Origin of the sequence: Rhodococcus sp. DMF-1 (genome assembly GCF_021441945.1) — a bacterium.
In the GTDB taxonomy this organism is placed as follows: Bacteria; Actinomycetota; Actinomycetes; order Mycobacteriales; family Mycobacteriaceae; genus Rhodococcus; species Rhodococcus ruber.
The window spans coordinates 4,176,687-4,201,659 of sequence record NZ_CP090442.1 but is presented as its reverse complement, the minus strand read 5'-3'; the positions used below and the strand labels follow the sequence as shown (position 1 = coordinate 4,201,659).

The window sequence follows — 24,973 nt, the reverse complement described above, 5'->3', positions numbered from 1 at the left end:
CTCACCGCTCCGCCGGCTGGATGGACACGACGCCCATGCCGTCCCACCGCAGCGAGAACGCCTCGCCGCTGCCCTGCCCGACGAACGTGCGCCACGAGACGTCGGTGACGAACGACTGGCTCAGCTGTCCCTTCGCGCACACGAACGCGTCCGGGTCGACGACGAGCGGATACTGCGGGGAGACCTCGAGGTGGATCAGTGGACCGCCGGCCGAGAGCAGCGCCACTTGCCCGCTGCCGGTGACCGTCGTGGTGAACAGGCCCTGGCCGCTCATGTTGCCGCGCACCCCGGCGAACGTGACGTTCGTGCCGAGGTTGCCGTTCAGGGCGAGCAGTTGCTCCGATTCGACCTGCAGTGTCTCGTTGTTCAACTCGAGCACCGTGACGTCCTGCCCCTGGTGGGCGAGATAGACCACGCCGTTGCCGCTGCACTCCATCAGCGACAGACCCTCCCCGGTGGCCCGCTGGCGCAGTCCGGCCAGCACGCCCTCGCCCCCGCCGAACCCGGCCGACTTGAACTGCACCTGGCCCTCGTACGCCACCATCGACCCCGACAGTGCCCGGACACTGGTGTTGTTCAGGTGCGCCTCTATGACCCGTTTCGATTTCTCGACCAGTCGCATGCGGGAAGACGATAGACGCTCGGCCGCCGGTTCGCCCTTCCGGCTCGGCGCCCGGTGGCGCGGACACCCCACAATGAGTGCGTGCCCGATGCTCCCGACCGGTCCCTGCTCGGCCGTGCCTTCGCAGTGCTGGGCGCGTTCACCGCCGAACGGCCGCGCCTGACCCAGTCGGAACTGAGCCGCCGGACCGGACTGCCCCTGCCGACGGTGTTCCGGTTGTGCGGTCAGCTCGTCGACGCCGGAGCGCTCGAGCGCCGGGCGGACGGCAGCTACCAGATCGGGGTGCGGGTGTGGGAACTCGGTGCCCTCGCGCCGCGGGCTCACGGTCTGCGCCAGGTGGCGATGCCCTATCTCGAGGACCTGTTCGACGCGACGCGGGAGAACGTGCAACTCGTCGTCCGCGAGGGGCTCGAGGCCCTGTACGTGGAGCGGCTCTCGGCGCGCGGTGCCGTGCCCGTCGTCGGCCGGGCCGGTGGCCGGCTGCCCCTGCACGCGTCGAGCGGTGGGTTGGTGCTGCTCGCCCACGGCGGGCCGGAGCTGCTGCAGGAGGTGCTCGATGCCGGACTCGAACGGTTCACCCCCGCCACGATCGTCGACGAGTCCCGGCTGCGGCGGGTGCTCGACGACATCCGTCGGACCGGTGTCGTGATCGCCCGTGAGTACCTGAACGTCGGCACGATGGCGATGGCGGCGCCCATCCGGGAACGCTCGGGCCGGGTCGTCGCCGCGGTGTCGGTGGTGGTGTCGGTCGAGGCGGATGCCGCGCCGCTGATCCCGGCGATGCGGGCCGCCGCCAGCGGCATCTCCCGCAGGCTGACCTGAAAGCCGTCTTTCGTTGAGTGAAAGCGGGGGGTGACGACGTGGTCCTTCCTCCCGGACAGTGAGGGGCATCACCGATCGTCCCCGTTTCCGAGGAGTCTTCCCATGAGCGAGTCCCGCACCCAGGTCGCGATTGTCGGCGCCGGCCCTGCCGGCCTGATGCTGTCGCACCTGCTGCATCTGCGCGGAATCGAGTCCGTCGTGCTCGAGGCGCGCTCCCGGGAGGACATCGAGGCCACCATCCGTGCGGGCGTGCTCGAGCAGAACACCGTCGACCTGATGGTCGAAACCGGGGTCGGCGACCGGCTGAAGGCCGAGGGGTACGAGCACCACGGCGTGGAGTTCCGTTTCGGGGGCCGAGGACACCGCATCGCGTTCGACGAACTCGTCGGCCGTGCGGTGACCGTCTACCCGCAGCACGAGGTCAACAAGGACCTCATCGCGCGCCGCCTCGCCGACGGTGGCGACATCCGCTTCGGTGTCTCCGACGTGCAGGTCCACGATCACCTCACCGATCGGCCCTACCTCACCTACACCGATCCGCAGGGCGACCCGCAGCGTCTCGAGGCCCTGCTCGTCGCCGGGTGCGACGGCTCGCGCACCAGCACCCGCGGTCTCATCCCCGAGCCGCAGATCCGCACCGACCACTTCCGTCAGTACCCGTTCGCGTGGCTCGGCATCCTCGCCGAGGCGCCGCGCTCGTCCGAGGAGCTGATCTACGCGCGGCACGAGCGTGGCTTCGCGCTCGTCTCGACCCGGACCGCCGACGTGCAGCGGCACTACCTGCAGGTCGATCCGGACGACGACATCGCGAACTGGTCCGACGACCGCATCTGGAGCGAACTGCACGCCCGGGTCGACGGGGAGGGTGCCGAGATCAAGGACGGCCGGATCTTCGAGAAGTCGATCCTGCAGTTCCGCAGCTTCGTGTGCGAACCCATGCAGCACGGCAACCTGTTCCTCGCCGGCGACGCCGCGCACACAGTCCCGCCCACCGGCGCCAAGGGCCTCAACCTCGCAGTCGCCGACGTCTTCGTGCTCGCCCGGTCGATGGACGAGTACCTCGCCCGCGGCGACCGCGCCCGGCTCGACGGCTACACCGAAGAGGTCCTGCCGCGCGTGTGGCGGGCCCAGCACTTCTCGTGGTGGATGTCGTCGATGCTGCACACCCACCCGGGCAACAGCCCGTTCGACAACAAGCGGCAGGACGCCGAGCTCGACGCGGTCACCCGCTCCGTCGCGGGACGCACCCTGATCGCCGAGCAGTACACCGGCTGGCCGCTGGTCTGAGACGCGGGAGTTCGCTGCGCGGTCCGCTCGGCGTCGGCCGACCGGTCGCGCCGAGCGGGCCGTGACCGCGGCATCGGCCGAGTAGCCCCGACGACAAGCTCCCACTGGACGCGGCATCCGTCAGTACGACGCGCGGCCGCCACTCGCGTCGTACACGGCGCCGGTCGAAAAGCTCAGCGCGTCCGAGGACAGCCAGGCGACGAGTTCGGCGATCTCGTCGGGCCGGCCCATCCGGGCCATCGGCGTCAGGCTCTGCGACCGGGCCAGGATCGCCGGATCCGTTCCGGCGTTCATCGGGCTCTCCACCGCCGCGGGCGCAACCACGTTGGCGAGCACCCCGGTGGTCGCGATCTCCTTGCCGAGCGACTTCGTCAGCGCGATCACCGCGGCCTTGGACGCGGAGTAGGCGCTCTGGTTCGGGTTGCCGTCCTTGGCGGCGATGCTCGCCAGGTTCACCACCCGGCCCCAGCCGGCGTCGATCATGGCGGGCACGAAGGCGCGGCACATGAGGAACGTGCCGTCGACGTTGATGCGGAACGTCCGCTGCCAGTCCGTCAGGGCGGTGTCGACGAGCGGGGCCGACGGACCCACCACCCCGGCGCTGTTGACGAGGATGTCGACCCGCCCCAGGCGTGCGCGCAGCCGGTCGACGGCCTGGGGATCGGTGACGTCGACGTGCTCGTCGGCACCGTCCGCGACGTCGGCGGTGACGACCCGGATGCCTTCGGCGGACAGCCGCCTCGCGCAGGCCGCACCGATTCCGCTCGCCCCGCCGGTGACGAGCGCGGTCGCGCCCGAGGGATAGGTCACCATGCGCTCGCTCCTCGCGGGTGTGCCGGTAGTAGTCTGAATCCATGTGCGAAATCGAAACAATCGACGACGCACCATGTACGGATCTGGATATACGGCTGTAGGCGCAGCCGTCAAGTCCCCGGAGGGATCGAGATGGAGATCCGCTGGCTTCAGGCCTTCGTCGCCGTCGCTGAGGAACTGCACTTCGGGCGGGCGGCCGCCCGCTTGCAGATGGCGCAGTCGCCGCTGAGCCAGACGGTGCGCAAGCTCGAGAAGGACCTCGGTGTGCCGTTGTTCGAACGCAATACGCGCAGCGTCGCTCTCGCGGCCGGGGGGCATGCCTTCCTGCCCCACGCCTACCACATTCTCGAAAGCGTCGAGACGGCACGACAGGCCACGCGCGCGTCCGCCGGCGGAGTGTACGGCCGCATCAAGATCGGGTTCACCGGTGTGCTGAACCATATTTCGCTCCCCCCGCTGACGCGGGCGCTGCGGCAGCGGTACCCGGACATCGAACTCGATCTCGTCGGCCGCATCATGACCCGGGAGGCCGTCACCCAACTGGAAAGCGGCGCATTGGATCTCGCGTTCGTCGGGCTGCCGGTCCAGTCCACGGCGGTGGCCACCCGGCTGATCCGCCGCGAGTCGTTCGGCGCCGTGCTGCCCTCCGACCACCCGCTCGCCGGGGAGGCGGAGATCGACCTGCACGACCTCGCGGACGACGGCTTCATCACCACGCCGCTGTCGGCGGGGTCGGCCCTGCAGGAGAGCGCCATGCGGGCCTGCCTCGACGCCGGATTCCGCCCGCGCGTGGTCCAGGAGATCACCGACCCGTACATGATCCTGGTGCTCGTCTCGGCCGGTGTGGGAGTGGCGCTGATGACGTCGAGTATCGCGACGATCACGCCGCCGGGCACGGTCTTCGTCCCTCTCGCCGATGAATCCGTCTACATGCACCACGGGATCGGCTGGTCACCGCGCCGCGTGTCCCCGGCGCTCGAAGTCGCCTTGCGGGTCGCCGAGGAGATCCTTCCCACTCCGGATTGAGACGACAATCGTCTTTATCTGAGACTTTTTCAGTGTTGGACGCTGCATAGTGCGGCGTGTCAGGCTCGTTCCGTTCCGGCGACTGTGAGGGCCATCACCGAAGGCCGACTCGGCGTCCGTCGGATCCTGGGACGAAAGGAACGCCATGGCGAACACACACGCTGCCGGCCCCGACGGACGACCGAACGAGAACGCCCGCCGGGCGGCCATCTCCGGTTTCCTGGGCAGCACCCTGGAGTACTACGACTTCTTCATCTACGGCTCCGCCGCAGCGCTCGTCTTCGGGAAGATCTTCTTCCCCGGCGACGGAGCGACGTCGACGCTGCTGTCGATCGGCACCCTCGGCGTCGCCTACATCGCCCGCCCGCTCGGCGCGGTGCTGTGGGGGCACTGGGGCGACAAGTTCGGCCGGCGCAACGCCCTGCTGGCCTGCCTGCTGCTGATGGGCATCGCCACGTTCGTGATCGGCTGCCTGCCCACCTACGAACAGATCGGCATCGCCGCACCGGTGATCCTGGTGCTGCTGCGCCTGCTGCAGGGCCTGTCGGCCGGCGGTGAATCCCCGGGCTCGTCGTCCCTGACACTCGAGCACGCCCCGGCGAACCGGCGCTCGTTCTTCACGTCGTTCACCATGAGCGGCATCATGTTCGGCATCGTCATCTCGAGCCTCGTGTTCATCCCGGTGGCGTCGCTTCCCGACGAGGCGCTCTACTCGTGGGGCTGGCGAGTGCCGTTCTGGCTCAGCATCGTCGTCACGGTGGTCGCGGTGTGGCTGCGCCGCAAGCTCGACGAACCCGAGGTGTTCGAGGAACTCCAGGAGAACGGCGACACCGCCGCCCTCCCCGTCGTCGAGATGTTCCGGTCGCACTGGCGCACCGTCGTGCGGATCAGCCTCAGCGCCACGTTCGCCATGATCAACACGATCGTCAACGTCTTCGCGCTCGCCTACGCCGTGCAGGTCGAAGGCTTCGAGCGCTCCACGATGCTGTGGGCGATCGCCACCGCCAACTTCGTGGCGGTGCTCAGCCAGCCCGTCGCCGGGCTGCTCGCCGACCGGATCGGCCGCAAGCCGGTGTTCGTGTTCGGTGCCCTCGGCTCCGGCGCGATGGTGTTCGTCTTCTTCCACGCCATCGGAACCGGAAGCGCGCCATTGGTGTTCGCCTCGGGAATCGTCCTGATCGGTTTCTTCTACGCCATGCCGAACGGTGTCTACCCGGCCTACTTCCCGGAGCAGTTCCCGGCGCGGGTGCGCTACACCGGCATGGCCGTGAGTCTCATGCTGGGTCTGCTCGTCGCCGGATTCACCCCCGCCGTCGCGCAGCTGCTCTCGGCGGGCGACACCAGCAACTGGACCCCGGTCGCCTGGATGTGCCTGGGCTTCGCGGTGCTGTCGTCGATCGCCGCCCTCACCGGGCCGGAGACCTACCGCACCCGCACCGAGGACCTGGGCGAGCCTCGCCCGGCGTCAGTGGCGCGACCGGCGCAGGAACTCGTCCGCAGCGACGTCTGACCGGCCACCGAGCCCCGGCGCCCGAGGCGCCGGGGCCACGGCCCGTCCCATCCCGTAGGAGTAACCGTGACCCCGTCCACCGCCCGCCACCGCATCCGGCTCGTGGGGGCAGGCATCGCCTCGTCCCTGTCGCCGGCCCTCCACGCGCGCGAGGCCGCCGCACTCGGCCTGACCGACTACCGCTACGAACTGCTCGACCTCGAAGCGGAGAACGTACCCGTCGAACGCACCGGGGGCCTGGTGCGCTCCGCCGTCGCCGACGGCTGCACCGGGCTGAACATCACCCACCCGTGCAAGCAGGTCGTCCTGCCGGTCCTCGACGATCTGTCCGACAACGCCCGTCTGCTCGGCGCGGTCAACACCGTCGTCGTCCGGAACGGGCGCCTGATCGGCCACAACACGGACCACAGTGGATTCCTCACGGCGTTGCGGCGCGGGTTGCCGGCCGCCGCGCTGGATGCGGTCGTGCTGGTCGGTGCGGGCGGCGCCGGCTCGGCCGTGGCGTACGCGCTCGCCGCCGCGGGTGTCGCGAACCTGCGGATCGCCGACGTCGACACCGTTCGCGCCGCGGACGTCTGCGCACGACTGTCGGCCGTCTTCCCCTCGACACGGGCCACGGCTCTGCCGGTGGAGGCGATCCCGGCCGCCCTGCGTACGTGCACCGGGGTGGTCAACGCCTCGCCGATCGGCATGGTCGGCCACTCGGGAACGCCGTTCGACGTCGCTGCCCTGCACCCCCGGCTGTGGGTCGCGGACATCGTCTACCGGCCGATCCGAACCGAACTGATCTCCGCCGCCGCGGTTCTCGGCTGTGACGTGCTCGACGGCGGACAGATGCTCGTCGCCCAGGCCGCCGACACGTTCGCGTTGCTCACCGGCATCGACCCCGACGCGGACCGCATGCGACGTCACCTCGACGAGCTGCTGTCGAACCAGGTCCTCGCCACGCACCAGGAGGCACGATGACCACCACCCCCGCGTTCGCGCGGCCCCTGGACATGGGTCCCGTCCGGTTGCGCAACCGCTTCGTGTCGGCGCCGATGGAACGCAACTACTGCGAACCCGACGGCTCGATGACCGACGCCTACATCGCCTATCTCGAACGACGTGCCGCCGGCGGTGCCGCGCTCGTCTTCACCGAGGCGAGCTATGTGCGGGCCGACGGCAAGGGCCGCATCCGGCAGATGGGGGTCGACGTCGACGACCGCATCCCCGGCATCGCCCGGCTCGCCGAGGCGGTGCACGCGCACGGCGCGCTGCTCGGGGTCGAACTCAACCACGGTGGCCGCACCGCGCAGGGAGCGGTCAGCGGGTTCGTCCCGGTGGCCCCCACCCCGATTCCGTGCGCAGTGGTCGGCGGCGAGATGCCCGAGCAACTCGACGGCGACGACATCGAGCACATCGTCGAGTGTTTCGGTGAGGCCGCCGCGCGCTGCGCGGAGGCGGGCGTCGACGTGATCTCCCTGCACGGCGGCCACGGCTATCTCATCCACCAATTCCTCTCGCCCGCATACAACCACCGCGACGACGAGTGGGCCGACCCGGCACTGTTCCTCAACCGGGTCATCGATGCGGTCCGCACCATGGCACCGGGTATCGCTCTGGGACTGCGCTTCTCGGCGTTCGAGGCGGTCGACGGCGGGCTCGATGCGCAGACGACCCGCGAGCGTATCGACGCGGTCGACACGCACCGGCTGGACTTCCTCGACGTCTCGGCGGGCAACTACGAGTCGGGGCAGTGGATCATCCAGCCGGGGGAATGGCAGCGCGGTCTGCTCGCCCCCTACGCCGAACCGTATGCCCGCGACTTCGCCATCCCGGTGGGCGTCGCCGGCCGGATCAACACTCCCGAGACGGCGGAACACATCATCGCCTCCGGCCGCGCCGATTTCGTGAGCCTGGCCCGGACGCTGCACGCCGACCCGGACTTCCCGAACCGGGCGCTGGACGGAGGCCGCTACCGGCCCTGCATCGCCTGCAACTTCTGCATCGACAACCTTGCCGCAGGGCCGATTCCGTGTTCGGTCAACCCCTGGGTCGGCCGCGAGCTCGAGCAGCCGACGAAACCGGCCGGGACCCCGGTGCGGGTCGCCGTCGTGGGCGGCGGCCCGGCCGGTACGGCGGCAGCGCGCGAGCTCGCCCTGGCGGGCCACAGCGTCGACCTCTACGACGAGCGCGACACCCTGGGCGGCGACTTCGCGCTGGCCTCCCGGCTGCACGAGTACCCGGAGTACCACCGGATCGTCGACTGGTACCGCGACGAACTGGCCGACCTCGACGTCACCTGCCACACCGGCACTCGGGTCGACGCCGCGACCCTGGCGCCGCTCGGCTTCGACGCGGTGGTGCTCGCCACCGGCGGACGCGGGCCCGCGATCGACATCCCCGGTGCCCACACCCGGTCGATCCGCGACGTGCGGGAGTTTCTCGCCTCCGGAGACCCTGCGCCCGAGGCGATCACGATCTTCGGTGCCGACCGGGAGGCCGCGGCCGTGGCCGACGATCTGCTCCGGCGCGGGACGACGGTCGTGCTGATCGGCCCCCAGGAGACGATCGCGCACGACGTCGGCCGCCGGGCGAAGATCGTCCTGTTGCCCCGGCTCGCGGCGAGCGAACGCCTCACCACACACCTGTCGTCGATCGTCACCCGGATCGAACCCGAGCACGTGGTCGTCTCGACGAACGGGCGCGAACGCACCGTCGCCGCACCCGGTGAGCTGCTCGTCTCGCACGGCATCGAGCCGCGCACCGACCTGCTGGCCGATCTGCGCCGGCTCGAGCCCCGCCTCGGCGTGCACTGCGTCGGCGACGCGAGCGGCGACGGCGGATCGATCCAGGCCGCGCTCGTCACCGCCGCCGACGTCGCCGTCCGGATCACCGAGGCCGCCGATTCGCGCGTGGGAGCCGGCGCATGAGCGCGGAGACCACCGCACCCGCGCCCGATTCCGTCCGCACCGCACTGCCGCGCCTGGGCCTGGGCACCTGGCCGCTCGTCGGGCCCGACGCCACCCGCGCCGTGCTCACCGGCATCGAGGCCGGCTACCGGCTGATCGACACGGCCGCGATCTACGGGAACGAGGACGCCGTCGGTGCCGCCCTCGCCACCTGCGGCGTGCCCCGCGAGGACCTGTTCGTCACCACGAAACTCCGCGGCAGCGACCATGTGTCCGGGGACGTCCGCGGCGCCGTGGAGCGCAGCCTCGAGCGCCTGGGCCTCGAGCGGCTCGACCTGTTCCTGATCCACTGGCCGCTGCCGCGGTTCGACCGGTATGCCGCGGCGTTCGAGGCCATGCTCGAGTGCCGCGACGCCGGGCTCGTGCGCTACGTGGGGGTGTCCAACTTCCTCGGTCACCACCTGCGCAGGGTGGTGGCCGAGACCGGGGAGGCGCCCGCCGTCAACCAGATCCAGATGGACCCGTCGCTGGCCCGGCTGCCCGTCCGCCGCGCGAACGACGAACTCGGCGTGTTCACGCAGTCGTGGAGCCCGCTCGGCCGCGGCGAGGTGCTCGCGGCCCCCGCCGTCGCCTCGATCGCGGACCGCATCGGCTGCACCCGTGCGCAGGTCGTGCTTGCCTGGCACCTCGCGCAGGGCGTCGTGCCGGTCGCGCGGTCGGCGAATCCGGCGCGCCAGGCCGAGAATCTGGCCGCCGTCGACGTGGCACTCACGGCAGCGGACGTCGCCGCGCTGAACCGGCTGGACCGCGGCGAAGCCGCAGCCCGGGACGTCGAACGAGAGGAGCACTTCTGATGGCCCTCCGCGCAGGCATCGTCGGATGCGGAAAGATCGCGGGCAACCACGCGCACGCGCTGCAGCAGGTGCCCGGCGTCGAGGTCGTCGCGTGCTGCGATCCCGACCTGGAGCGCGCCCGCGCCTTCGCCGCCCGGCACGGTATCGCTCACGCCGTCGGATCGGTGGACGAGCTGTTCGGGCTCGGCCTCGACGCCTGCACCGTGTGCACCCCGCACCCCGTGCACGAACAGATCGTCGTCGCCGCGGCCGAGGCCGGGATCCACGTGCTGTGCGAGAAGCCGATCGCGGTGGACGTGGCCGCGGCCGACCGGATGATCGCGGCCGCCGACCGCGCGGGCATCACCTTCGGGGTGTTGTTCCAGCGTCGATTCTGGCCCGCGGCCCGCCGCATCAAGGCGGCGATCGAGGACGGCCGTCTCGGCGTGCCCGTTCTCGGGGAGGTGTCGGTGCTCCTGCACCGCCCGTCCCGCTACTACTCGGCCGACGCGTGGCGCGGGCGGTGGGACACCGACGGCGGCGGCGTCCTGATGACGCAGGCCGTCCATCAGATCGACATGCTGCAGTGGTTCATGGGCGAGCCCGTCCGCGTCGGCGGGTTCGTCGGCACCCGCTTCCACGGCGAGCACATCGAAACCGAGGACACGGCCTCGGCCGTCGTCTCGTTCGCCTCCGGCGGCACCGCGACGATCACCGCCACCACCGGCGCCGGCCACAACCTCGGCAACCGCGTCACGGTGATCGGCGCAACCGGGGCGCTCGCGAGCGTCCTCGAGTTCCCCGAGGGACGGGAGGGCGTCAACGAGCTGTGGACCGTGCCGGGCGAGGTGGAGCTGCGGTCTCCGTATTCGCCGGCTGTCGACGCCAACCTCGACGTCCGCGACATCAACGCCGGGCTCACCGACTTCCACACCCTGCAGGTCCAGGACTTCGCCGAGGCGGTGCTGACCGGTCGCCGGCCCGCGGTGACCGGCCGCGACGCCCGCGCCTCACTGGCCGTCGTCGCCGCGATCTACGAATCCTCCCGCACCGGCAGAGTCGTCGAACTCTCGCCCGCACCCACCCCCGTCCCGTCCGGCAAGGAGCCCCGATGAACCCCGCCACAGTGTCCGAATCCCTCACCTACGACGTCGTCGTCGTCGGGTCCGGTGCCGGCGGGCTGTCCGCGGCCGTGGCTGCCGCCCACGGGGGCGCCTCCGTGCTCGTCGTCGAGAAGGCGGACGTGTGCGGCGGCGCCACCGCCTGGTCGGGTGGATGGATGTGGACACCGCGGAACCTGTTCGCCCACGCCGACGGTGTGCACGAGGACCGCGCGCAGCCGCGCCGCTACCTCGAACACCGGCTCGGGGACGAGTTCGATGCCGCCAAGGTGGATGCCTTCCTCGACGGCGCCCCCGAGATGGTCGAATTCTTCGAACGTCACACGGCGCTGCAGTTCGTCCCCGGTGCCGCCATCGCCGACATCCACGGTGACACGCCCGGCGCGGGCACGGGACACCGATCCGTCGCGCCGAAGCCGGTGAGCCTGCGCCGCCTCGGATCCGACGTCGCTGCGCTGCTGCGACGGCAGCTGTACGAGACCTCGTTCCTCGGCATGGGCATCATGGCCGGCCCGGACCTGCAGGCCTTCCTGCACTCGACGCGCTCCGGCCGCGCGTTCGTGCACTGTGCACGACGGGTCTCGACCCACATGCTCGACCTCGCCACCGAGCGCCGCGGCCAGCAACTGGTCAACGGCACCGCACTCGTGGGCCGGCTGCTGCGCTCCGCCCTCGACGCCGGCGTCGACATCCGGGTCGCCACCGCCGCCACCGCACTCGTCACCGACCCGTCCGGGCGCGTCACCGGAGTCCGGATCGACGGTCCCGGCGGTGCGCGTACCGTGTCCGCCCGCCGCGGTGTCGTCCTCGCCACCGGCGGGTTCACCCACGACATCGACCGGCGACGAGAGCTGTTCCCGCGGACTCCGAGCGGACGCGAACACTGGACGCTCACCCCGCCGACGACGACCGGCGACGGCATCTCACTGGGCGAATCCGTCGGCGGCCGCCTCGACCGCTCCCTCGCGTCACCGGTGGCGTACTGTCCCGTCTCCCTGGTCCGCTACCGCAACGGCAGGCAGGGGGTGTTCCCGCACATCCTGGACCGCGGAAAGCCCGGCGTCATCGGGGTGCTCGCCGACGGGCGCCGCTTCGTCAACGAGGCGCTCGGCTACCACGACTACACCCTGGCCATGATCGAACAGGTGCCGGACGGCGAGGAGGTGTGCTCCTGGCTGATCGCCGACCAGCAGTACCTGCGGTACTTCCCGCTCGGCATGGCCAAGCCCTTCCCGATCCCCACCTGGCCCTACCTGCGATCCGGATACCTCTCGAAGGGGCGCACGATCCGCGACCTCGCGGAGAAGATCGGCGTCGACCCGGACGGGCTCGAGAAGACCGTCACCGCGTTCAACGAGAGCGCCCGAGTCGGGGAGGATCCCGAATTCGGCCGTGGCACCACACCGTTCAACGTCAAGTCCGGCGACGCGGACAACCCCTGGCCGAACCCGTCCCTCGCCCCGCTCGAACGCGGTCCCTTCTACGCCGTCAAGGTCGTCCCGGGCAGTTTCGGCACGTTCGCCGGCCTGGTCACCGACTCGTCGTCGCGGGTGCTGAACGGCGACGACCGGCCGATCGACGGGCTGTTCGCGGTCGGTGTCGACCAGTCCAGCGTGATGGGCGGCCACTATCCCTCCGGCGGAATCAACCTGGGCCCGGCAATGACCTTCGGGTACCTGACCGGACGCCGACTCGCCTCGACCACAGGAGCCACCCGATGAGCACCCCACTCGGCCTCGCCGCCCTCACCGTCCTCGACACACCGCCGCTGCAGCACGTCGACCTCGCCGAGCGGCACGGCTTCGACACGATCGGACTGCGTCTGCTGCCCGCAGCGCCCGGCACCACCGCCTATCCACTGCACGAGGACGACGCCGCGCTCTCCGCACTCGTCCGGCGGCTGAACGATTCTCCGGTCGAGGTGTTCGATCTCGAGATCATCCGAATCGGACCGGATTTCGACGCGACGGCGTACGTGCCGCTGCTCGAGGCCGGGGCCCGGCTCGGGGCGAAGGCGGTGCTCGTCGGCGGCGACGACCGCGACCGTAGCCGTCTCACCGACTCGTACGCGCGGCTGGCGGAACTGTGCGCCTCCTACGGCATCGTCGCGAGCCTCGAATTCATGCCGTGGACCGCGGTTCCCGACGCGAAGACCGCGGTGGAGATCGTCGGGCAGGCCGACGGCCCGGCCCGCAGCGTCCTCGTCGACGCGCTGCACGTCGCGCGTTCGGCCACGTCGCCCGAGGACCTGGCCGCGATTCCGCGCGAGTGGCTGCACTATGCCCAGATGTGCGACGGCTCGGTTCCCGCCCCGCGTGACCACGCGGAGCTGATCCGGCACGCCCGCGAGGAACGCCTGGTGCCGGGGTCGGGGGGCATCGACCTGCCGGCGATCTGGTCCGCCCTCCCGGCGGGGCTGCCGGTGAGCATCGAGTTGCCGAACGAGCCGTTGCGCCGAGCGGTCGGCACGGACGTCTGGCTCGAGCAACTGATCACGGCGGCCAGGGCCGTACTGGGTCGGGTCCCGGCCGCCGCGACCATCGAGTAGCTGCGCCGCACAGTTGAATTCGCTCGGAACATCGAAATCCGCCCACGCCGTGACGTGGGCGGATTCCGGTTCACCGCACGGATCCTGTGTGCGTGGGGTCAGAGACCGAGGTCCTTGGCGATGATCGTCTTCATGACCTCGCTGGTGCCGCCGTAGATGCGGCTGACGCGGGTGTCCGCGTAGAGCCGCGCGATCGGGTATTCGAGGACGTAGCCGTATCCGCCGTGCAGCTGCAGGCACTTGTCGATGATGCGGCCCGCGGCTTCGGTGCTGAACAGTTTGGCACGTGCCGCATCCGGCACGGTGAGCTCTCCGCGGTCGTGCAGCTCGAGGGCGTTGTCGACCATCAACTGCACGGCCTGCAACTCGGTGGAGCATTCGGCGAGCACGAACTTGGTGTTCTGGAACGCGGCGACTGGCTTGCCGAACACCTTGCGGTCCTTGGTGTATGCGAGTGCGTGCTGCAGGGCGGCGGCCGCGGTGGCGGATGCGCCGAATGCGATCGTCAGACGTTCCTGCGCGAGGTTGTGCGTCAGGTAGGAAAAGCCCTTGCCCTCCTCACCGAGCAGATCCTGCACCGGCACCCGGACGTCGGTGAACGACAGTTCCGCGGTGTCGGAGGTCTTGAGGCCGATCTTCTCGATCTTGCGGCCGACGGCGAACCCCTCGGTGGTGGTGTCGACGACGAGGATCGACAGCCCGGCCCGCCGATTCTCCGGGTCGAACGGGGCCGTGCGGCACACCGTGAGGATGCGGTCGGCGAGCACACCGCCGGTGATGAACGTCTTCGCGCCGTTGACGATGTAGTGGCTGCCGTCCTCGGACAGCTTCGCCGTCGTCGAGATGTTCGCGAGGTCCGATCCCGTGCCGGGTTCGGTCATGGCGATCGCGAACATCAGATCGCCGGAACAGAATCCGGGCAGCCAGCGCTGCTTCTGCTCGTCCGTGCCGTACTCCATCAGGTACGGCAGGATCAGATTCGTGTGCACGGAGTAGGAGCCGAACGACGCGCCGGCCGCCGCGACCTCCTCGGCGACGACCGCGTTGAACTTGATCGACGACTCGCCACCGCCGCCGTACTCCTCGGGTGCCTGGATACCGAGGATGCCGAGTTCGCCGAGGCGACGGTAGAAGTCACGCGGAGGATGGCCGTCGGCTTCCCACTCGTGATGGACGGGTGCGACTTCCTTCGCGATGAAGTCGCGGACGGTCTTGCGGAACGCTTCGTGGTCTTCGTCGAACACCGTACGCTGCACGGTCGGTCTCCTCGGGTCTCGGGTAGATGGGGACTGCAGCTGAATCGGGACTGCAGCTGGATCGGGGCTACAGCTGGATCGGGGCTACAGCTGAATCGGGACTACAGCTGGATCGGGACTACAGTGCGTATTCGCGCAGGACACCCTTGCTGATGATCGTCTTCTGGATCTCGCTGGTGCCCTCGCCGATGAGCAGGAACGGTGCCTCGCGCATGAGCCGCTCGATCTCGTACTCCTTGGAGTAGCCGTAGCCGCCGTGGATGCGGAAGCTGGCCTGGGTGACCTCCGAGCAGTACTCGCTGGTGAGGTATTTCGCCATGCCGGCAGCGACGTCGTTGCGTTCGCCGGAGTCCTTCAGGCGTGCCGCGTTGACCATCATCAGGTGGGCGGCCTCGACCTTGGTGGCCATCTCGGCGAGCGAGAACGAGATCGCCTGGTGCTGGGCGATGGGCTTGCCGAACGTGGTGCGCTGCTGCGCGTACCGGGCGGCGAGCTCGAACGCGCGGACGGCGACGCCGCAGGCGCGGGCGGAGACGTTGACGCGGCCGACCTCGACCCCGTCCATCATCTGGTAGAAACCCTTGCCCGGGGTGCCGCCGAGAACGTCGGCGGCCTTGGCGCGGTAGTTGTCGAAGATCAGTTCGGTGGTGTCGATCCCCTTGTAGCCCATCTTGTCGATCTTGCCGGGGATCGTCAGGCCCGGGGCGACCTCGCCGAAGCCGGCGGGCTTCTCGACGAGGAACGTGGTGAGGTTCTCGTGCGCCTTGGCGGCACCTTCCTCGGTGCGCACCAGGGCGGCGACGAGGGTGGAGCTGCCGCCGTTGGTCAGCCACATCTTCTGGCCGTTGACCACGTAGTCGCCGTCGGCGTCGCGCTTGGCCTTCGTGCGGATCGCGGCGACGTCCGAGCCCAGTTCCGGTTCGGACATCGAGAAGGCACCGCGCGTCTCGCCGGTGGCCATCTTCGGCAGGTAGTAGTTCTTCTGCTCGTCGGTGCCGTGCTGACGCAGCATGTAGGCGACGATGAAGTGGGTGTTGATCACACCGGACACGCTCATCCAGCCGCGGGCGAGCTCCTCGACGCACAGCGCGTAGGTCAGCAGCGACTCGCCGAGTCCGCCGTACTCCTCGGGGATCATCAGCCCGAACAGGCCCATCTCGCGCATCTGATCGACGATGTCCTGCGGGTAGGTGTCCGAATGCTCGAGTTCCTGGGCGTTCGGGATGATCTCGCGGTCGACGAACCGCCGGACGGTCGCGAGGATCTCGGTCTGGAACTCGGTCAGGCCGAGGGTCTGGGCGAGGCGGGTCATACGGCGAGGTCCTTCTCGAGGGCGGGGAGGGTGCCGGCGGGAACCCGGATGGTCCCGTCGGTGGCGAGGCGATCGATCTCCTGAGGCGTCAGGCCCAGGTGCTCGGCGAGGACGGCGGCGGTGTCGTCGCCGTTGGCCGGCGCCGGCCGGGGGGTGGGGTGGATACCGTCGAACGACATCGGCAGGCTGGGGGCCAGGTGTCCGCCGACACGCGGCTGGTCGACGTACTGGAACACCGGATTGGCGGTCACGCGAGGGTCTTTCGCGATCTCGGCGAAGGTGCGATACCGCTCGTGCAGGATCGAGGTGCCCGCGAGGGAGGTGGCCACCTCGGCGGCGGTGTGCTCGCGGAACCACACGGCGAACAACGCGTCGAGCACCTCGCGGTGCCGGTAGCGGTCGCCCTCGTTGCGGAAGTCGGCGCCCAGGGCGGATTCGAGCGCGCCCACCGCGGTCGTCGTGCCGGTCAGGTCGGTCAGGTCCCGGAAGTGCCGCGGGGTCAGCGCGACGACCATGAAGGAGGCGCCGTCGGACGTGGTGAAGTCGCGCCCGTAGGTGCCGTAGACGGAGTTGCCGATGCGGTCGCGTTCGGGCCCGCCGAGCTGGGCCTCGGCGAGATAGCCGAGGTTTCCGGCGGTGGCGAGGGCGACGTCCTCGAGCGGCAGCACGATCTTGGCGCCCGCGCCGGTGACCTCGCGGCGGTGCACCGCGGACGCCACCGACAGCGCGGCGTAGAGACCGCATGCGAGGTCCCACGCCGGCAGCAGGTGATTGACCGGGCCGTCGTGGCCGACGGGACCGGTGGCGAGCGGGAAGCCGGCGGCGGCGTTGACGGTGTAGTCGACGGCGGAGCCGCCGTCGGCGCGGCCGAGGACCTGCACGTGGATCAGGTCGGGACGGATCGCGGCGAGGCTGTCGTAGTCCAGCCAGTCCCGCCCGGCCGCGTTGGTGACGAGCACCCCGGCGTCGGTGATCAGATCACGGATCAGACTGTGCGCCTCTGGATCCCGGAAGTCGGCGGCGAAGGAACGCTTGCCCTTGTTCAGACCCGCCCAGTAGATCGATTCGCCGTCGTCGGTGACGGGCCACCGATGGTAGTCGGCGGCCCCGCCGATCGGGTCCACGCGGACGACCTCGGCACCGAGCTGCGCGAGCGTCATGCCGCACAGGGGAGCCGCGATGAAACTCGAGACCTCGACGACCCGCACCCCGGCCAGGGGCGCGGTGGACGAGGGGAGCTCGTCGATGGAAGCAGTGGGGTTCATGTCGCCTGTCCTCATCCGCCCGGACGTCGGAGCCCGGAACGCGCCGACGAAGTTGTACGGCCAAATATGCAGCACCGCCGGACCGTAGGACCAACACCGTTCGGCTATAGGTCGGTTAGCGGCCGTCAATGGCCCCGTTCGCACCGCCGGAAGTCCATAGGTATCGGTGATCGGTCGATTCACCGACCGGACATTGCTTCAGTGACCTACACCACGTTGAATGGATGCCGAGCGCCTGATCGGTGCACATCTCTCGGTCGACGACGCACCGTCCGACCGACACATCCCTTCGAGCCATTAAGGGGACACTCCGGTGACCACTGGCGAAATCTCGCACGACGCAGCGCACGGCGCCCCGCCGAAGGGGGCTACCCCACTCGTCAGCGGCAAGCAGGCGTGGGGCATGACCGGCCTCGTGATCTTCCTGTACGTCGTCAACTATGCCGACAAGGCTGTGCTGGGCATCATCGCGCAGCCGCTGGCTCGCGAGCTGGGACTGTCCTCCTCCCAGATCGGCCTCGTCGGATCCTTGTTCTTCGTGACCTTCACGCTCGGCGGTTTCCTCGCCGGCCCCCTCAACAAGTACCTCACCCTGCGGTGGGCGCTGCTGGCGCTGGGCGCCGTCTGGTCGGTGGTCATGCTGCCGCTGGTCGTCTCGGCGAGCCTGATGATGCTGATCGTCACCCGCATGCTGCTCGGCCTGGCCGAGGGCCCCAGCTCCGCGCTCATGCACACCGCCGCGTACTCCTGGCATCCCCCGGCCAAGCGCGGCCTGCCCGGCGCGTTCCTCGCCGGCTCGGCGTCGGTCGCGAAGATCGCCCTCGCTCCGATCCTCGCCTACATCACCGTCCAGTGGGGCTGGCGCGCCGCCCTGATCGCGCTGTCGATCCTCGGTGCCTTGTGGATGGCGTCGTGGCTGACCGGCTGGAAGGAAGGCCCGTTCACCGCGACGGCCGTGAAGAAGGGGACCGGCGCCGCCTCCACCGAGCCGTCGGTGCCGTGGAAGAAGATCTTCCTCACCCGCACGTTCCTCAGCTGCGTCGTCCTGATCATGGTCGTCTACGCGCTCACCACCGTCGTGCTGACCTGGCTGCCCTCCTACTTCGAGGTGGGTCTCGGCTACAGCGCCCTGCAGGCCGGCTCGATGTTCGCCCTGCCGTCGATCGTCGGCCTGATCCTGATGGTCACGTCCGGTTCGGTCACCGACCGGCTCGCCCAGCGCGGCTACCGCTCCCGCGTCGTGCGGATCATCGTTCCCGGTGCCGGTGTCCTGATCTGCGGTTCCGTCCTGGTGTTCCTGCCCAGCATCGGCACCCCGGCCCTGGCGGTCGCGGCCGTGTCCATCGGCTACGGCTTCGGGGCGATCGCCTTCCCCCTCATCAACGCCGCGATCTCCGAGCTGTGCCCGCCGCAGCAGACCGCCGGCACGATGGGCGTGTTCCTCGCGCTCATGGCCGTCGGCGGCCTCGTCGCCCCCTACGGCACCGGTGTGCTCGTCGACAACGCCGCCACCGCGGCCGAGGGCTACGCGACCGCGTTCCAGGTCATCGGTGCGCTGGGCATCGTCGCCGCGATCCTGGTCCTGGTCTTCGCGAACCCGGAACGCGACCGCGCCGTCATCCGGTCGGAGGCCCCCGCGAAGGCATAGCTTCCGCCTAACGGAGCCATCCACCGAATGTCCTTTCCCCACCGGCCGGGTGCGTGATCGACTCGATATCGAGGGCCACCACCCGGCCGGTCGTCGTCTCCCGCTACTGCAAAGGATCCACCCATGCGCGATGCCGTGATCGTCGATGCCGTCCGCACCCCCGTCGGACGCCGGGGCGGCGCCCTGTCCGAGATCCACCCCGTCAACCTGTCGGCACATGTGCTGACGGCGCTGGCCGAACGGGTCGGGCTCGATCCGGGCACCGTCGACGACGTGATCTGGGGTTGCGTCAGCCAGGTCGGCGAGCAGGCCGGCATCGTCTCCCGCTCGGCGGTGCTCGCCGCCGGCTGGCCCGTGACGGTTCCGGCCACCACGCTGACCCGGGCCTGCGGTTCGAGCCAGCAGGCGGTCTCGTTCGCCGCCGCCACCGTCCTGTCCGGCCAGAACGACGTGGTGATCGCCGGCGGCGTCGAGGTGATGAGCCGGGTGCCGATGGGCACGGCCGCGAAGAACGGCGAGCACTTCCCGACGGAGGTGCTCGACCGGTTCGGCGTCGACGGCTTCAGCCAGGGCGTCGGCGCGGAGATGATGGCCGAGAAGTGGGGCCTGTCCCGCACCCTCCTCGACGAGTTCTCGCTGCGTTCGCACGAGCGTTCCGCCGCCGCGACCGACGCCGGAGCCTTCACCGGGCAGCTCGCGCCGATCGCCGGGCTGACCGCCGACGAGGGCATCCGCCGCGGCGGCAGTGTCGAATCGCTCGCCAAGCTGAAGACGGTCTTCAAGGAGGACGGGGTGATCCACGCCGGCAACTCCTCGCAGATCTCCGACGGCGCGGGAGCCCTGCTCGTCACCACCAGCGAGTACGCGGCCGCCCAGGGGTGGACGCCGATGGCGCGGATCCACACCGCCGTCGTCGCCGCCGACGACCCGGTCATCATGCTCACCGGACCGATCCCCGCCACCCAGAAGGCCCTCGACCGCTCGGGCCTGTCGCTCGACGACATCGGGGCCTTCGAGATCAACGAGGCGTTCGCACCGGTTCCGCTCGCGTGGCAGGCCGAGACCGGCGTCGACGACGCGCGCCTGAACCCGGTCGGGGGCGCCATAGCCGTGGGGCACCCGCTCGGCGGATCCGGCGCGATCCTCATGACTCGACTGGCACATCACATGCGCGACAACGGAATCCGATACGGTCTGCAGTCGATGTGCGAGGCCGGCGGCATGGCCAACGCCACCATTCTCGAACTGCTCTGACACGCACTTCACGCAAAGGAACGAAAGATATGGAACTGAAGGGTCTTTCCGTCGCGATCACCGGCGGCGCCTCCGGTCTCGGCCTGGCCACCGCCCGCCGCGTCCTCGACGCCGGCGGCACCGTCACCCTCGTCGACCTGCCCGGCTCACCGGGCGCCGACGTCGCGAAGTCCCTCGGTGACGGCGCCACGTTCGCTGCGGCCGACGTCACCGACGCCGAGCAGTTCGCCGCCGCCCTGGACGTCGCGCACGAGCGCGGCGGTCTGCGCGGGCTCGTGCACTGCGCCGGCGCCGGCCGCAAGATGCGCGTTCTCGACAAGGACGGCAAGGCCGGTTCGCTCGAGGACTTCGAGTTCGTGATCCGCCTCAACCTCATCGGGTCGTTCAACGCGCTGCGCCTCGGCGCCGAGCGCATGGCCGCGCTCGAGCCGGTCGACGGCGAGCGCGGTGCCATCGTGATGACCGCCTCCGTCGCGGCGTTCGAGGGTCAGATCGGCCAGATCAACTACTCGGCGTCCAAGGCCGGCATCGTCGGCATGACCGTCGTCGCCGCCCGCGACCTGGCGAGCAAGAACATCCGCGTCAACACGATCGCCCCGGGCATCATGGACACCCCGCTGCTGGCCCGCCTGCGCGACGACGTGCGGGCCTCGCTCGAGAAGACCGTGCCGAACCCGGCGCGCCTGGGCCGCCCCGACGAGTTCGGTCAGCTCGCCACGTCGATCCTCGAGAACGGCTACCTCAACGGTGAGACCATCCGGCTCGACGGCGCCATCCGCATGGCCCCGCGCTGAGGTGGCGACGATGAGCACCGACGTGCCGGCCCTGTCGCTGACCTACCCGGACGTGACGATGGCGGTGTGGGCGCCGAGCATGGCCGCCCTGTACGGCGACCGCCCCGCGATCGTCGACGGGGACCGGATGTGCACATACCGGGAACTCGACGAGCGCTCCGCGCAGTTCGCCTCCGCCCTCCAGGGAGCCGGTGTGGCCCCGTGCGACGTGGTGCTGATGCACGTGGGCAACTGCATCGAGTTCCTCGTCGCCTACTACGGCGCGCTCCGGGCCGGGGCGACCGTGACGCTGGTCAATCCGCTGCAACCGGAACCCGGCCTGCGCAAGCAGATCGAGGAGACCGGCGCCGTCGCGGCCGTGACCCAGACGCAGCAGTTGGGGGTGCTGCTCGGCGCTGCCGCGGGCACCACCGTCGCGACGATCGTGGTGGCATCCGGCGACCCTGTCTCCGCGCCACCCACGTCCGCAGCTGTGGTGCGGTTCGACGACTTCCTCGCCGGGCAGCCCACCGCATTCACACCGGCGCACGTCGCCGGAACGGACGTCGCGCACCTGGCCTACACGGGCGGCACCACCGGCATCTCCAAGGGCGTGCGGGTGCTGCACCGCAACGTGGTCGCCAACGTGACCCAGATGTGCGGGTGGCGGGCCGCCCACCAGGTCGTCGCCACCGGCGACGGGCTGGTCGCCCTGCGCCCGATCGAGGGGCTCGACGTGCACGGGGTGATCCCCGGTGAGGGCGCCACCGTCGTCGTGTCCCCGCTGTTCCACGCCCACGCGCTGATCAACACGTCGTTCCTGCTGCTGTGCGGCCTCACGCAGGTGCTCGCGGGTCGCTTCGACCCCGCGCGCATGCTCGAGCTCGTCGAGCGGCACCGCGTCAGCTACATCACCGGCAGCCCGGCCATGTGGCATGCGCTGGCCACCCACCCGGACGTCGCGCGTCGGGACACCACGTCGGTGCGGGTCGTGTCGTCGGGTGCGGCGCCGATCGATCACGTCACGCTCGAGGCGCTCGGGGTGGCGTTCCCGAACGCCCGTGTGGCCGAGGGTTACGGCCTGACCGAGGGCACGTGCGTGGTCACCGCCATGCCGCTGGTCGTCGGATCGGCCTACCGTCTCGGCAGTGTGGGCCTGCCCCTCTTCGACACCGAGCTCGAGATCCGGGCACAGGGCGATCCGAGCGTCGTCCTCGGTGAGGGCGAGCGCGGCGAGCTGTGGATCCGGGGCCCGCAGGTGACCGACGGCTACCTCGGCCATCCCGAGATCACGGCGCAGCAGTACGTGGACGGCTGGCTCGACACCGGCGACATCGCCTACCGCGACGCCGACGGCTACGTCTACATCTGCGATCGCGCCAAGGACATGCTGATCTACAAGGGCTACAACGTGTATCCGCGTGAGCTCGAGGAGATCCTGGTGTCCCATCCGGCGGTGTCGACGGCCGCGGTGGTCGGCCGGGAGGCCGGCAGCGTCGGCCAGGAACCGGTCGCCTTCGTGGTGCCGGTGCCGGGCACGCAACCCGACCCGGCCGAGCTGATGGCGTTCGTCGCCGAGCAGGTCTTGCCCTACAAGAAGATTCGCGAGATCGTCCTCGTGGACGCACTGCCCACCTCCGCGGCGGGCAAGGTGCTCAAGACGGACCTGCGGACGCGGCTCGAGCAGTCCGCAGCCACGCGCTGAACCATCCTCGCCGTGCGTGTTTTCGGTAGTACCGACTACCGGAAACACGCACGGCGAGGCCGTTCTGCCCGTGCGTGGTTCTGGTAGCCCTTGCTGCCAGAACCACGCACGGGTGCGGGTCAGCCGCGCTGGGCCTGCTTGACGAGTCCGCCGCCGATGATCAGACGCTGGATCTCGCTGGTGCCCTCGTACAGGCGCAGCAGCCGCACGTCCCGGTAGATCCGCTCGACCGGCACCTCCCGCATGTAGCCGGTGCCACCGTGGACCTGCACCGCCAGATCGGCGACCTTGCCGACCATCTCCGTGCAGAACAGCTTCGCCGCCGACGGCGCGATCCGCCGGTCGGTGCCTGCCACCCACGCCCGCGCCGCGTCGCGCACCAGCGCCCGCCCGGCCATCACCCCGGTCTGCTGATCGGCGAGCATCGCCTGCACCAGCTGGAAGCTGCCGATCGCGGTGCCGCCCTGCGTGGCGGTCGCCGCGTACGCCACCGACTCGTCCAGCGCGCGCTGCGCCTGCCCCACCGACAGCGCCGCGATGTGCACCCGCCCCCGGGCCAGCGACGTCATCGCGGCCTTGTAGCCGACGTCCTCGCTGCCGCCGACCAGCGCCGCCGCCGGCACCCGCACCTGGTCGAAGTGCACGTCCGCGGTCCACGCCCCCTCCTGGCCCATCTTCGCGTCCTTGCTGCCCACCGTCACACCCGCGGTGTCGGCCGGGACCAGGAACACCGCGATGCCGGTGCCGTTCGCGTCGGCGGGGCGGGTGCGGGCGAACACGACGAACAGGTCCGCGATCGGGGCGTTGGTGATGAACCGCTTCTCACCGGTGAGCACCCAGTCGTCGCCGTCGCGCACGGCCTTGGTGCGCAGCCCGGCCGGGTTCGAGCCGGCCCCGGGCTCGGTGAGGGCGAACGACGCGACGACCTCGCCGGAGGCGATCTTCTCGAGCCACCGCGTCTTCTGCTCGTCGGTGCCGAACCCGACGAGGACCTGGCCGGCGATGCCGTTGTTGGTGCCGAACATCGACCGCAGCGACAGGGTGGTGTAGCCCAGTTCCATCGCCAGCTCGGCGTCCTGCATCAGGTTCAATCCGAGCCCGCCCCACTGCTGCGGGATGGCGTACCCGAACAGACCCATCTCCTTGGCCGCGGCGCGGATGTCGTCGGGGATCGCGTTCGTGTCGGCGATCTCCTGTTCGCGCGGCACGACCACGCCACGCACGAATGCGCGGGTCTGGGCGAGGATTTCCTGGAAGTCGTCGTCGTCCACCTCAGTGGCCGGCATCGCAGTCGAGGTTGTCATGACACCACCATCGGTTCCGGGACCTCGGGTGTCCAATACGAATCGCCCCATCACCACATAGGCACTGTCGATGAATCGGGCGGGGTCGAATCACCGGTCCTCTCGGTATATTCGGAGCATCAGCCGACGGGCGTCGCCCGCGTCCTCGATTCATCGGTGTCTTCCCGCCGTCCCCGGACCGGGCAGGCTCGTGCGAAAGGAACCTCATGTCACTGCTGGAGAACCGAACCGCCGTCGTCACCGGAGGCGCTCAGGGCATCGGTTTCGCAATCGCACAGGAGTTCGTCGACGCCGGCGCCCGGGTGGTCCTCGGCGACCTCGACCTCGACGCCGCCACGGCCGCCGCCGAGAAGCTCGGCGGCCGCGACGTGGCCCGCGCGGTGCGGTGCGACGTCGTGAACGCGGACGAGTGGGACACGCTCCTCGCGGAGGCCGTCGACGGATTCGGCTCGCTCGACGTCGTCGTCAACAATGCCGGCATCACCCGCGACGCGACGATGCGCACCATGACCGAGGAGGACTTCGACCTGGTGATCGCCGTGCACCTCAAGGGCACCTGGCACGGCACCCGCAAGGCGTCGGCGATCATGCGCGACGCCAAGCGCGGCGCCATCGTCAACATCTCGTCGCTCTCCGGCAAGGTCGGGATGGTCGGTCAGACCAACTACTCGGCGGCGAAGGCAGGTATCGTCGGCCTGACCAAGGCCGCCGCGAAGGAGATGGCGCACCACGGCGTTCGCGTCAACGCGATCCAGCCGGGCCTGATCCGTTCCGCGATGACCGAGGCCATGCCGCAGAAGGCGTGGGATCAGAAGATGAGCGAGATTCCCATGGGCCGCCCGGGCGAGGTGTCCGAGATCGCGTCCGTGGCCCTGTTCCTCGCCTCCGACATGTCCTCCTACATGACCGGCACGGTGCTCGAGGTCACCGGCGGCCGCTTCATGTGAGTCCCTGTCTCACCGTCTCTTTCACTATCCCTC

General features: G+C 70.1%; 21 protein-coding genes. 15 read left to right on the top strand and 6 right to left on the bottom strand.

What is annotated here, in order from left to right; genetic code table 11:
• Position 1: 1 nt before the first annotated feature.
• Complete coding sequence (locus LZP97_RS19235; protein ID WP_003938727.1) at positions 2 to 622, bottom strand: AIM24 family protein; 621 nt, start codon at positions 620 to 622, stop codon at positions 2 to 4.
• 81 nt (positions 623 to 703) lie between these two features.
• On the opposite strand from LZP97_RS19235, the gene LZP97_RS19230 reads away from it, so the two are divergent.
• Both LZP97_RS19230 and LZP97_RS19225 read left to right on the top strand, forming a co-directional pair.
• Positions 704 to 1,444, top strand: a complete 741-nt coding sequence (locus LZP97_RS19230; protein WP_119700171.1) for an IclR family transcriptional regulator — start codon at positions 704 to 706, stop codon at positions 1,442 to 1,444.
• Between the two features lie 102 nt (positions 1,445 to 1,546).
• A complete protein-coding gene (locus LZP97_RS19225) occupies positions 1,547 to 2,731 on the top strand; it encodes a 4-hydroxybenzoate 3-monooxygenase (protein WP_017680129.1) in 1,185 nt (394 codons plus the stop codon).
• 120 nt (positions 2,732 to 2,851) lie between these two features.
• On the opposite strand, the gene LZP97_RS19220 is transcribed toward LZP97_RS19225, so the two are convergent.
• The gene (locus LZP97_RS19220; RefSeq protein WP_017680128.1) at positions 2,852 to 3,544 is read right to left on the bottom strand and encodes an SDR family NAD(P)-dependent oxidoreductase; all 693 of its coding nucleotides are present in this window, start codon (positions 3,542 to 3,544) and stop codon (positions 2,852 to 2,854) included.
• A gap of 132 nt (positions 3,545 to 3,676) precedes the next feature.
• Here LZP97_RS19220 and LZP97_RS19215 point away from each other — a divergent pair, with 132 nt between their 5' ends.
• The 8 genes from LZP97_RS19215 (at position 3,677) to LZP97_RS19180 (ending at position 13,476) form a co-directional block, all read left to right on the top strand.
• Positions 3,677 to 4,570, top strand: coding sequence for a LysR family transcriptional regulator (locus LZP97_RS19215; protein ID WP_017680127.1), 894 nt, complete (start codon positions 3,677 to 3,679; stop codon positions 4,568 to 4,570).
• 145 nt (positions 4,571 to 4,715) lie between these two features.
• Positions 4,716 to 6,080: an MFS transporter gene (locus LZP97_RS19210; protein WP_040269953.1), complete on the top strand. Its 1,365-nt coding sequence runs from the start codon at positions 4,716 to 4,718 to the stop codon at positions 6,078 to 6,080.
• A gap of 66 nt (positions 6,081 to 6,146) precedes the next feature.
• Positions 6,147 to 7,046: a shikimate dehydrogenase gene (locus tag LZP97_RS19205; RefSeq protein ID WP_017680125.1), complete on the top strand. Its 900-nt coding sequence runs from the start codon at positions 6,147 to 6,149 to the stop codon at positions 7,044 to 7,046.
• The gene (locus LZP97_RS19200; protein ID WP_017680124.1) at positions 7,043 to 8,995 is read left to right on the top strand and encodes an oxidoreductase; all 1,953 of its coding nucleotides are present in this window, start codon (positions 7,043 to 7,045) and stop codon (positions 8,993 to 8,995) included. The genes LZP97_RS19205 and LZP97_RS19200 overlap by 4 nt, the downstream gene beginning before the upstream one ends.
• Positions 8,992 to 9,828, top strand: coding sequence for an aldo/keto reductase (locus tag LZP97_RS19195; protein WP_010594122.1), 837 nt, complete (start codon positions 8,992 to 8,994; stop codon positions 9,826 to 9,828). The genes LZP97_RS19200 and LZP97_RS19195 overlap by 4 nt, the downstream gene beginning before the upstream one ends.
• Positions 9,828 to 10,922, top strand: a complete 1,095-nt coding sequence (locus tag LZP97_RS19190) for a Gfo/Idh/MocA family protein (RefSeq protein ID WP_010594121.1) — start codon at positions 9,828 to 9,830, stop codon at positions 10,920 to 10,922. Before LZP97_RS19195 ends, LZP97_RS19190 begins: the two co-directional genes overlap by 1 nt.
• Positions 10,919 to 12,649 carry an FAD-dependent oxidoreductase gene (locus LZP97_RS19185; protein WP_017680123.1) on the top strand — a complete coding sequence of 577 codons (1,731 nt, stop codon included), beginning with the start codon at positions 10,919 to 10,921 and terminating at the stop codon, positions 12,647 to 12,649. The genes LZP97_RS19190 and LZP97_RS19185 overlap by 4 nt, the downstream gene beginning before the upstream one ends.
• Positions 12,646 to 13,476: a sugar phosphate isomerase/epimerase family protein gene (locus tag LZP97_RS19180; protein WP_010594119.1), complete on the top strand. Its 831-nt coding sequence runs from the start codon at positions 12,646 to 12,648 to the stop codon at positions 13,474 to 13,476. Before LZP97_RS19185 ends, LZP97_RS19180 begins: the two co-directional genes overlap by 4 nt.
• A 98-nt stretch (positions 13,477 to 13,574) precedes the next feature.
• Here LZP97_RS19180 and LZP97_RS19175 read toward each other — a convergent pair whose 3' ends face one another.
• The 3 genes from LZP97_RS19175 to LZP97_RS19165 all read right to left on the bottom strand — a co-directional run bounded on the left by LZP97_RS19175 (position 13,575) and on the right by LZP97_RS19165 (position 17,309).
• Positions 13,575 to 14,732 carry an acyl-CoA dehydrogenase family protein gene (locus LZP97_RS19175; protein WP_048771354.1) on the bottom strand — a complete coding sequence of 386 codons (1,158 nt, stop codon included), beginning with the start codon at positions 14,730 to 14,732 and terminating at the stop codon, positions 13,575 to 13,577.
• A gap of 118 nt (positions 14,733 to 14,850) precedes the next feature.
• Positions 14,851 to 16,044 (bottom strand): acyl-CoA dehydrogenase family protein, encoded by a 1,194-nt coding sequence (locus LZP97_RS19170; RefSeq protein ID WP_010594117.1) that lies wholly within the window; start codon positions 16,042 to 16,044, stop codon positions 14,851 to 14,853.
• Positions 16,041 to 17,309: a CoA transferase gene (locus LZP97_RS19165; protein WP_234574880.1), complete on the bottom strand. Its 1,269-nt coding sequence runs from the start codon at positions 17,307 to 17,309 to the stop codon at positions 16,041 to 16,043. The genes LZP97_RS19170 and LZP97_RS19165 overlap by 4 nt, the downstream gene beginning before the upstream one ends.
• A 313-nt stretch (positions 17,310 to 17,622) precedes the next feature.
• Here LZP97_RS19165 and LZP97_RS19160 point away from each other — a divergent pair, with 313 nt between their 5' ends.
• The 4 genes from LZP97_RS19160 to LZP97_RS19145 all read left to right on the top strand — a co-directional run bounded on the left by LZP97_RS19160 (position 17,623) and on the right by LZP97_RS19145 (position 22,689).
• Positions 17,623 to 18,957, top strand: coding sequence for an MFS transporter (locus tag LZP97_RS19160; RefSeq protein WP_026137614.1), 1,335 nt, complete (start codon positions 17,623 to 17,625; stop codon positions 18,955 to 18,957).
• A 123-nt stretch (positions 18,958 to 19,080) separates the two neighbouring features.
• A complete protein-coding gene (locus tag LZP97_RS19155) occupies positions 19,081 to 20,211 on the top strand; it encodes a thiolase family protein (protein ID WP_040269944.1) in 1,131 nt (376 codons plus the stop codon).
• Positions 20,212 to 20,240: 29 nt separating this feature from the next.
• Positions 20,241 to 21,005, top strand: a complete 765-nt coding sequence (locus LZP97_RS19150; protein WP_017680119.1) for an SDR family NAD(P)-dependent oxidoreductase — start codon at positions 20,241 to 20,243, stop codon at positions 21,003 to 21,005.
• A gap of 10 nt (positions 21,006 to 21,015) precedes the next feature.
• Positions 21,016 to 22,689: a class I adenylate-forming enzyme family protein gene (locus tag LZP97_RS19145; protein ID WP_010594112.1), complete on the top strand. Its 1,674-nt coding sequence runs from the start codon at positions 21,016 to 21,018 to the stop codon at positions 22,687 to 22,689.
• Positions 22,690 to 22,808: 119 nt separating this feature from the next.
• On the opposite strand, the gene LZP97_RS19140 is transcribed toward LZP97_RS19145, so the two are convergent.
• The gene (locus LZP97_RS19140) at positions 22,809 to 23,993 is read right to left on the bottom strand and encodes an acyl-CoA dehydrogenase family protein (RefSeq protein ID WP_059174555.1); all 1,185 of its coding nucleotides are present in this window, start codon (positions 23,991 to 23,993) and stop codon (positions 22,809 to 22,811) included.
• 206 nt (positions 23,994 to 24,199) lie between these two features.
• Here LZP97_RS19140 and fabG point away from each other — a divergent pair, with 206 nt between their 5' ends.
• Positions 24,200 to 24,940 carry a 3-oxoacyl-ACP reductase FabG gene (gene fabG, locus LZP97_RS19135; RefSeq protein ID WP_010594110.1) on the top strand — a complete coding sequence of 247 codons (741 nt, stop codon included), beginning with the start codon at positions 24,200 to 24,202 and terminating at the stop codon, positions 24,938 to 24,940.
• Positions 24,941 to 24,973: the final 33 nt, after the last annotated feature.

Excerpts from the sequence above, each read along its gene's own strand:
- LZP97_RS19235 (WP_003938727.1), bottom strand. The coding sequence starts at position 622 with ATGCGACTGGTCGAGAAATCGAAACGGGTCATAGAGGCGCACCTGAAC.
- LZP97_RS19225 (WP_017680129.1), top strand. The coding sequence starts at position 1,547 with ATGAGCGAGTCCCGCACCCAGGTCGCGATTGTCGGCGCCGGCCCTGCC.
- LZP97_RS19220 (WP_017680128.1), bottom strand. The coding sequence starts at position 3,544 with ATGGTGACCTATCCCTCGGGCGCGACCGCGCTCGTCACCGGCGGGGCG.
- LZP97_RS19215 (WP_017680127.1), top strand. The coding sequence starts at position 3,677 with ATGGAGATCCGCTGGCTTCAGGCCTTCGTCGCCGTCGCTGAGGAACTG.
- LZP97_RS19210 (WP_040269953.1), top strand. The coding sequence starts at position 4,716 with ATGGCGAACACACACGCTGCCGGCCCCGACGGACGACCGAACGAGAAC.
- LZP97_RS19200 (WP_017680124.1), top strand. The coding sequence starts at position 7,043 with ATGACCACCACCCCCGCGTTCGCGCGGCCCCTGGACATGGGTCCCGTC.
- LZP97_RS19195 (WP_010594122.1), top strand. The coding sequence starts at position 8,992 with ATGAGCGCGGAGACCACCGCACCCGCGCCCGATTCCGTCCGCACCGCA.
- LZP97_RS19190 (WP_010594121.1), top strand. The coding sequence starts at position 9,828 with ATGGCCCTCCGCGCAGGCATCGTCGGATGCGGAAAGATCGCGGGCAAC.
- LZP97_RS19185 (WP_017680123.1), top strand. The coding sequence starts at position 10,919 with ATGAACCCCGCCACAGTGTCCGAATCCCTCACCTACGACGTCGTCGTC.
- LZP97_RS19180 (WP_010594119.1), top strand. The coding sequence starts at position 12,646 with ATGAGCACCCCACTCGGCCTCGCCGCCCTCACCGTCCTCGACACACCG.
- LZP97_RS19170 (WP_010594117.1), bottom strand. The coding sequence starts at position 16,044 with ATGACCCGCCTCGCCCAGACCCTCGGCCTGACCGAGTTCCAGACCGAG.
- LZP97_RS19165 (WP_234574880.1), bottom strand. The coding sequence starts at position 17,309 with ATGAACCCCACTGCTTCCATCGACGAGCTCCCCTCGTCCACCGCGCCC.
- LZP97_RS19155 (WP_040269944.1), top strand. The coding sequence starts at position 19,081 with ATGCGCGATGCCGTGATCGTCGATGCCGTCCGCACCCCCGTCGGACGC.
- LZP97_RS19150 (WP_017680119.1), top strand. The coding sequence starts at position 20,241 with ATGGAACTGAAGGGTCTTTCCGTCGCGATCACCGGCGGCGCCTCCGGT.
- LZP97_RS19145 (WP_010594112.1), top strand. The coding sequence starts at position 21,016 with ATGAGCACCGACGTGCCGGCCCTGTCGCTGACCTACCCGGACGTGACG.
- LZP97_RS19140 (WP_059174555.1), bottom strand. The coding sequence starts at position 23,993 with ATGACAACCTCGACTGCGATGCCGGCCACTGAGGTGGACGACGACGAC.
- fabG (WP_010594110.1), top strand. The coding sequence starts at position 24,200 with ATGTCACTGCTGGAGAACCGAACCGCCGTCGTCACCGGAGGCGCTCAG.